Here is a 7,329-nt window from a genome sequence, read left to right on the forward strand (position 1 = left end):
CTCACTCGATGTCGTGCGGGGCCTGATGTTCGGGCAGGGTTGCCACGTCTTCGCTTTCGGACACCAGGCAGGCGCGGCAGAAGTCCACACCGAATGGCGTGAGGTGGATCGAACGACGGACGACCTTGTGTGCGCGTACCGAGTGCATCGCGGCCAGTACATCCGGCTGCGCCTCGACAACCTGGTATTCCAGCGGGTCGCGTAGTTGCTCCTGCGAGAACCAGATCAGCCCCAGCCGGAAGAGGTTGTTCAAGTAGGCGGGGACCTGGTCCATATATCGCAGGCCGGCCCGCGGGCCGATCATGTTGAGGCCCGGAGCCACCAACCGCGAGGACACCATGCCGATGGGGCCGCCCGTGCGGACGTCGACCGCAGGCTGCGGTCCGCCGCGCAGGAGCAACAGCAGGATGCGGGCCTCGTCGGGCGCCATCTCCTCGAGGATGCGGGCGTAGGCGGGGTGACCGCGCTCGGTGTTCCACACGTCACGCGAACGGGTCAGCAGCGCCTGGCCCTGAGCGCGCAACGACTGCTCCATCTGGCGTTGACGCTCTTCCTCCTCCTGCTGATGCGTCACGTCGTGCGTCGTCGTCGTTGTTTCGGTGAGCGAGGCACTGACCTGGACGATGGCCTCCGACACCGAGACGCCGTTGGACACGGCCTTCGCCAGGTCACCGAAAACCGCGCCGGCCTGGGCGACGCCGGAGATCAGCTCGCGTGCGGTGTCGGCCGCGGATGCAGGGTCAGCGACGATCTCGAGTGCGCGACGACCGGTTTTGAGTCCCGCGACCAGGGTCCACTCGGCCGTACGCACCCATGCCGTTGCGGCCAGGCGGACCAGACCGGGCAGTGCTTCGCCGATTTCGACGCTCTTGGGCAGCAGCGACGAGGACGACTCCGGTGCGGGAGAAAACGTGGCGCTGACCGGTCCCCACTGGGCGTGGCGCCGCCTGGGCGTCGGGCGTTGGTCGTTACTCATGCGCGATCCGCCTTCGCTCCTCGCTGGACCCTCATGCCACACCGAGCCCCAAGAAGATCCCGTAGTGAAGGAAGCCACCTGCCGCACCCATGATCGCGCCGTGAGCGTAGAGCATCCACTCATCTTCCTTGATGGCCGACCGCAACATCTCCACGAAGTCGGTCGGGGGCAGTTCTTTGGTGCGTTGGGCGATCAGCGTCCGGATTTTCCCTGACTGCGCCTTCGAGAATTCTTCGTCCTTGAAGGGCGTCAGCGTCCGGCCGACGGCCTCGGCGGCGAAGCCTGCCTTGATCGAGTCGTACGCCTGGGCGCCGAGTGCCACCCGGGCGGCGCCCCGGATGGGGCCGGCCGCGCGGTCGATGGCGGGGCCGAGCGCGGCGGCCATCATCTGGCGGGTGCGGTCGCCGCTCGGGCCGTCGATCAGGAAGTCGCCGATGCGTTCCAGGGTGATGACATCGTCGGCGATGATCCCGGCGTACACGTCGGCGGCCTGCTCCTGCCGGCGCAGGAACAAGCCCTGGAACTTGATGCCGAAGTAGCGCGTCGGCTCGGTCGGTTCGAAGATGAGCCACATGCCGAGTGCGTTGGTGATCCAGCCGACGATGACGCCGAGCGCCGGCAGCATCCACCACGTGTGGAACCAGTGGTCGATGAACGCGACGGGGATGCCCAACAGGAACCCGAAGATGAAGCCGAAGTTGACCATGAGGTTCAGCTCGCGCTGGCCGATGTCCTTGAACACGCGGATGACGAGGTCCGGGTTCTTGCGGAAGTGCTCGATGACCATGATCTTGGGGTCGAGCAACTGGTCGATGTGGATGCCGATCTCGGTGGTGATCGACCGCACCACGTCCGGCAACTGCGACTGGACGCGCGCCACGATCGCGCGTTTGCCCACGGTCGGCAGGTCGCGCCAGAACTGGGGGTCGTTGGCGATCATCACCTCGTCGACCAGCTGCGCGATCTCGGGTTCGAAAAGCCTGACGATGTGCTCGGCGATCTTGTCGGGCTCGAGCTGCTGATAGAACTCCGCGGGCGTACCGAGCTTGGCAATCGCCTTGTCGGACGCGATGGAGCCCATCTTGGCTGCGCGCGCCGGCACGATGCCCTGCCAACCGACTCCGCCCTGCAGGATGCCGGGTATCTCCTGCAGTTTGTGCGGCAACAACCGCGCCAACTCGGCCATCCCCGGGATTCTGAAGCCGTGAAAGTTGACCGGGTAGAACAGCATGATCAGGCCGGTCCAGTTGATGAGCCAGCCGATCACCGCGGTGAACAACGGAATGCTCAGGAATGCGAACCACTCCGTCGGGGTGTGGATCTGGCTCAACGTCCAGTCGCGATTGACCAGCCAACTCCAGACTTCGTCGAGCGTCGTCCTCACCGCCTTTCGTCGAGCAAAGGTGATTAGCCGACGAGAACGGCTGCCTACCTGTGCGTGTGCACATTAGCGGTTGAAGCGGTGCCAGACCGTGACATGTGGAGGACCGCCGTGCCCTCAGTCTGTCGAGGGCCATCCGGTGGCGTTGAACACCGCTGTCGGGTCCAGGTAGTCGCGCCAGTGCGTCACTTTGCCGTTGGAGACGGTGACGATGGAGACGAACCGGTTGTCATAGTCGTGCCCACCGTGGACGGGATGCCCGTGTACCTCGTACTCGAGAACCACGACCGACGACTCCGGGTCCCAATAGCGCCGCAGTCCGCCGGCGCTGTGGAGCTTCATGTAGTCGTCGTAGCCGCCGTACAGCTCGAGCACTGCGTCCCGCCCTTCGACGCGGCGCGGATACCCGGGCACGGAGATCACGTACTCGAACACGACGTCGTCGGCGAGGAGGTCGAAGTAGTCCTCTCCCTCCACCAGGCCTTGCAGCCCGGTGCGGATGACGTCGAAGAACAGCCCGTTGGCGCCGAAGGCCGAGGCGTCGTCGATGTACTTGGTCACGTTGTGCTCCTGTCGTTCGTGTTTCAGTTGATCCAGGCTGCAGCGTTGCGCCGGGCGAATGCCCCGAAGTCGGTGGCCGGGCGGCCGAGTATTTGTTCGATGTCACCTGTGGGGATGGCGCCGGCGCCCGCAATGACGGAACCGGTCAGCCACCGCAGCAGCACCGCGTAGCCGGCCGGCACTCCGGCCGAGACCGCGCTGTCGATCCATACGTCCTGGTCGACGTCGACGTGCTTCACGGGGCGCCCGCTGACGTCGGCGATGAAGGCCGCGACGTCCTCGAAGGTCAGTGCGGCGGGACCGGTGAGTGAGTACGTGGCGCCGTCGTGCGCGGTCGGTTCCAGCAACGTGCGCACCGCCACGGCCGCGATGTCGTCCGCGTCGACGAATGCCTCGGCGCCTCCGCCGCTGGGGACGATGAGGGCGTCGTCCACAAGCGGCAGGTGGTCGTCGGTGAAGTTCTGCATCACCCACGCGGGACGCAGGATCGTGTGGGTGAACTCGTCGTGTTCGGTGGCCAGCTGCTCCACAGCCGCCAGGTCGATCACTGCAGGTGCCCGGTCTGCGCCGTAGGCGCTGAGCAGGGTGACGTGGTGGACGCCGGAGTCGACGGCCTCATCGAGTAGTGCGGCGACCTGGTCGGCGAACCGGATTCGCATCGTAGGGGCGACCAGGTACAGGCGGCTGACTCCGCGCAGGGCCGGCCGATAGGTCCGCGGGTCATCCCAGTCGAACATCACCGCGCTGCCGGTGCGGGAACCGGTGCGGGCGAGGGCGCCGTGCGCCGTGAGGGAGGTCGCGATGCGGGAGCCGGTGCGTCCGGTGCCGCCGAGTACAAGGACGGTCGGGGAGCTGGTGGTCATGTCTCGACTGTTCCGCCACAGGGGTGCGCGCATCGATGTTCTATCCGCTCGACTCGTTGTGCGAGCGTCTCATGTGCTTGTCCGCTGGGAGTGTCTCGCGCATCCTGGTGGTCGTGGACCTGTTGTACGACCACCTGATGCGCGCGAGGGCGACGGGAGCGGTGTTCGCCCGGACCGAGGTGACGCCGCCGTGGGGACTGCGGCTCGGCGGGTCCGTCGAACTTGCGGTACACGCGGTGACGCGCGGCCGGGCCTGGTTGTGGCGCGAGGATCCGCAGGATGCAACGGAGCTGATCCCCGGCGAGATCACCTTGGTGCAGGGAGGAGTGCCGCACCACCTGGCGCACGAGCCCGGCGCTGTGTGCCTGGACCCGGACGAGTTCCGGCGCCGGCTCCCGCCGACTGCGGCCCCGGATCACGGTGCGACCGTATTCCTTTGCGGTGCCTATCGATTCGCCGGCGACGTCGCCGGCGGTGTGGTCGATGCGCTGCCTGAGGTGCTGACCCTGTCGTCGGCCGAGGACGATCCGTTGCGCGAGATCATCAGCCTCCTGTCCAGGGAGCTCGTCGTCGTCGAGGCCGGGCAGCAGACCGTGCTCGACCGATTGCTGGACGTGTTGTTGGTGCTCGCGCTGCGCAGCGACTTTCGCAACAGCCCGGCGGCGCCGAGGTGGTATCGGGCCGCGGCCGACCCGCGTCTGCGGGATGCATTACAGGCCATGCACGACGACCCTGCCCGAGCCTGGACGGTGGACGAACTCGCCGCGGTTGCGGGACTGTCGCGAGCGGCGTTCGCGCGGATATTCGGTGAAGTGCTCGGGCAGCCACCACTGCAGTACCTCACCGATCACCGCATGTCGCGGGCCCGAGACTTGTTGCGCACCACCGATCTTGGCCTGTCGGGTATCGCGAACAGAGTGGGATATGGCTCGTCGTATTCGTTCACCACTGCATTCCGGCGGCACCACGATGTGCCGCCGATCGCGTGGCGGCACCAGAACGCGTCGGAGGAGTCGGTCCTTCGCGCGTAGGTTCTGGCAATGATGGGCCGATCACGGTGCCGACGGCGGTCCCGTTTGTGGTGGCGATGGTGAGGGTGGTGCCGGGCACCAGATTGTCGTCGACGCCGGTGGTCCCGGCGAACCAATCGTTGAGCCACTGTCCGGATAATTGCCTGAGCGCCAACGGATTCTGCGTGATCGGGAATCCGGCGACCAGGTGCACCAGGAATTCACTGACAGCGCTGCCGCCACCCATCGAATCGGTGTGGACGCCGCCGGACAGTACGACGCCGCTGAAATGGCCAGGCCGAGACCGGGATAACGCAGTGTCGACATTGCTGATGAAGTTCCACAGGTTCGGCGGTGATCCGATTTCCCGGACGGGGATGTACCGCCCGGTCTGTTGCTCATAGGCGTTGAGTTTGGCCAGCGCACCCGACAGCTGGCCCCCGGTGGTGACGGCGTCCAGCAGCAACACACCGGCCAGGTCGTCTGCCGCTCCGTAGCTCACCAAGTAGCCCGCGGTGCCGGATACGAGTGCGCCGCCGGCGGAATGGCCGGCCAGGGCAAACTGCGCCGGTAGCATCGCATCTTCGGCGCGCAGGCCGTACTGCCTGTCGTAGCCGGCTGCGATTGCACTGGATGTCAGCGCCGTGCGGTCGCCGACGAACAACCTGGCGATCGCCTGCTGCATACCAACACCGTTGACCCACAGCCCACTGTCGGCGAACGGGTTGGATGTCAGCGTCGGAACGACGACGACGCTGTGGGTGTCCTCGGCCAGCGACGCGGCGGTGTCGCTGTACATTGCGCCGACGGCGAAGAAGCCGTGCTGCAGCAGGATCATTCGCTCGGGTGCGCTACCGGCTGGGAAGTACCAGTCCGCCGGTACGACGACTCCTGTCGCAACTTCCAGTGTGGAACTGCGCACCGTGACGGAGCTGCCGGCTGGAACGGTAGGCGGCCCTGCCAGCAGTCGCTCCAGGTGGGTGACCGCACCGAAGATGAGCCCCGTGACGACACCGAGCAACGTCGGTGCGTGGCCAGGGACGGTTCCCGCCGCTGCACCCGCCTTCGTAGTCGTCACGGGCCTCGAGACCGCCGGGACCGCGGCGAGCGTCGACTCAGGCTGCGCCACCGGCGCGACAACTCTGGCGGTGTGCGGCAACCGAGCGAACGCGGAATCGGACCTCGTCACCTTGGCGGACCGGGATACCGCGGCGGGTGACGGTTTCGCCTCAGAAGCGGCGGAAGTCAGTGACCGCTCCTCTCGGTGCGTGGGGTCGGCGCGCGTCGACCGTGGGTTTGTGGCCGCAGGGGCAGACGAGTTGCGGGCGCGTCGTTCGCGCTTGTCGTCCAAGCGAGTGGGGACGTCCCGCTTGGCCTGAGCGCGCGTACTGATCGCGGAGTGCTCGGACCTGGGTGCACGGGTTGTGCCCGATGGCCCTGAATCAGCGAATGCCGGCCCCGGCGCGAGGACAATCATGGCGATGCCCCCGGTCAGCACCGTCGCCGGCAATCGCGCAAGTCGCATCATCGCCCTACCGGTCGTCAGTGGCGCTGAACGCGGAAGCGAATGGCAGCGCTGTCTTTCCCGCTGTTTAACACACTCGGCGCCCTCCTGAATCACGATTGAACTCAAGAGTGGATTCGTCGTCGCTCCCCGAGTGGATGGGTCAACCTCGAGACGTGCGCACGTCCAGTCGATGAGGCCGCACCGTCATCGGCGGACAGCTCGGTGCCGAAGGTGTCGAGTTCGTCGCCCCGCCAACTGATCACAGCTTCACGATGGCCAGCGGTGGGCTGGACGCAATCGTGCTACAGCGACTTACCCACCAGCGCAATCAGATCGGCGATGCGGTTGGAGTAGCCCCACTCGTTGTCGTACCACGAGACGACCTTGGCCTGGTTGTCGATGACCTTGGTCAGTCCCGCATCGAACAACGAACTGTGCGGGTCGGTGACGATATCGGACGACACGATGGGCGCGTCGTAGTACTTCAGAATCCCCTTGAGCGGACCTTCGGCCGCGGCCTGCATGGCCGCGTTGATCTCCGCGGCCGTGGCGGACTTACCCAGCTCGGCGGTCAGGTCGGTGACCGAGCCGGTGGGCACCGGCACCCGCAGCGCGTACCCGTCGAGCTTGCCCTTGAGCTCGGGCAGCACCAGGCCGATGGCCTTGGCCGCACCCGTGGAGGTCGGCACGATGTTGAGGGCGGCGGCCCGGGCCCGGCGCAGATCCTTGTGCGGCCCGTCCTGCAGATTCTGATCCTGCGTATAGGCGTGAATCGTGGTCATCAGGCCGCGTTCGATACCGAATTCGTCGTTGAGCACCTTGGCAATTGGGCCCAGGCAGTTCGTGGTGCACGAGGCGTTGGAGATGATGTTCTGGCTGCCGTCGTACTTGTCGTCGTTGACGCCCATCACGATGGTGATGTCCTCACCGGTCGCCGGCGCGGAGATGATGACCTTCTTGGCACCGGCCTCCAGATGCCCTCGCGCTTTGGCGGCGTCAGTGAAAATCCCGGTCGATTCCACCACGATGTC

At 66.3% G+C, this 7,329-nt stretch carries 7 protein-coding genes; 1 reads left to right on the plus strand and 6 read right to left on the minus strand.

Translation table 11 applies throughout. The features are described 5' to 3' along the window. Position 1: 1 nt before the first annotated feature. From EB75_RS29925 to EB75_RS08875, 4 genes are all read right to left on the minus strand, one after another. Positions 2 to 976 (minus strand): Abi-alpha family protein, encoded by a 975-nt coding sequence (locus tag EB75_RS29925; RefSeq protein WP_083612105.1) that lies wholly within the window; start codon positions 974 to 976, stop codon positions 2 to 4. Positions 977 to 1,007: 31 nt separating this feature from the next. Beyond that, positions 1,008 to 2,360, minus strand: coding sequence for a DUF445 domain-containing protein (locus EB75_RS08865; protein WP_083612107.1), 1,353 nt, complete (start codon positions 2,358 to 2,360; stop codon positions 1,008 to 1,010). A 114-nt stretch (positions 2,361 to 2,474) separates the two neighbouring features. After that, positions 2,475 to 2,918, minus strand: coding sequence for a nuclear transport factor 2 family protein (locus tag EB75_RS08870; protein ID WP_073695056.1), 444 nt, complete (start codon positions 2,916 to 2,918; stop codon positions 2,475 to 2,477). Positions 2,919 to 2,941: 23 nt separating this feature from the next. Then, entirely contained in the window at positions 2,942 to 3,781 is an 840-nt protein-coding gene (locus EB75_RS08875; RefSeq protein WP_073695057.1) for an NAD(P)H-binding protein, read from the minus strand. A 35-nt stretch (positions 3,782 to 3,816) separates the two neighbouring features. On the opposite strand from EB75_RS08875, the gene EB75_RS08880 reads away from it, so the two are divergent. After that, entirely contained in the window at positions 3,817 to 4,812 is a 996-nt protein-coding gene (locus tag EB75_RS08880; protein WP_083612111.1) for an AraC family transcriptional regulator, read from the plus strand. Here EB75_RS08880 and EB75_RS08885 read toward each other — a convergent pair. Next, complete coding sequence (locus EB75_RS08885) at positions 4,724 to 5,869, minus strand: dienelactone hydrolase family protein (protein WP_142239502.1); 1,146 nt, start codon at positions 5,867 to 5,869, stop codon at positions 4,724 to 4,726. The genes EB75_RS08880 and EB75_RS08885 overlap by 89 nt on opposite strands. A gap of 731 nt (positions 5,870 to 6,600) precedes the next feature. Further along, a partial coding sequence (locus EB75_RS08890) for a type I glyceraldehyde-3-phosphate dehydrogenase (protein WP_073695066.1) occupies positions 6,601 to 7,329 on the minus strand: 729 nt, incomplete at its 5' end.

The sequence above is a fragment of the Mycobacterium sp. ST-F2 genome (genome assembly GCF_001905655.1).
GTDB lineage: Bacteria > Actinomycetota > Actinomycetes > Mycobacteriales > Mycobacteriaceae > Mycobacterium.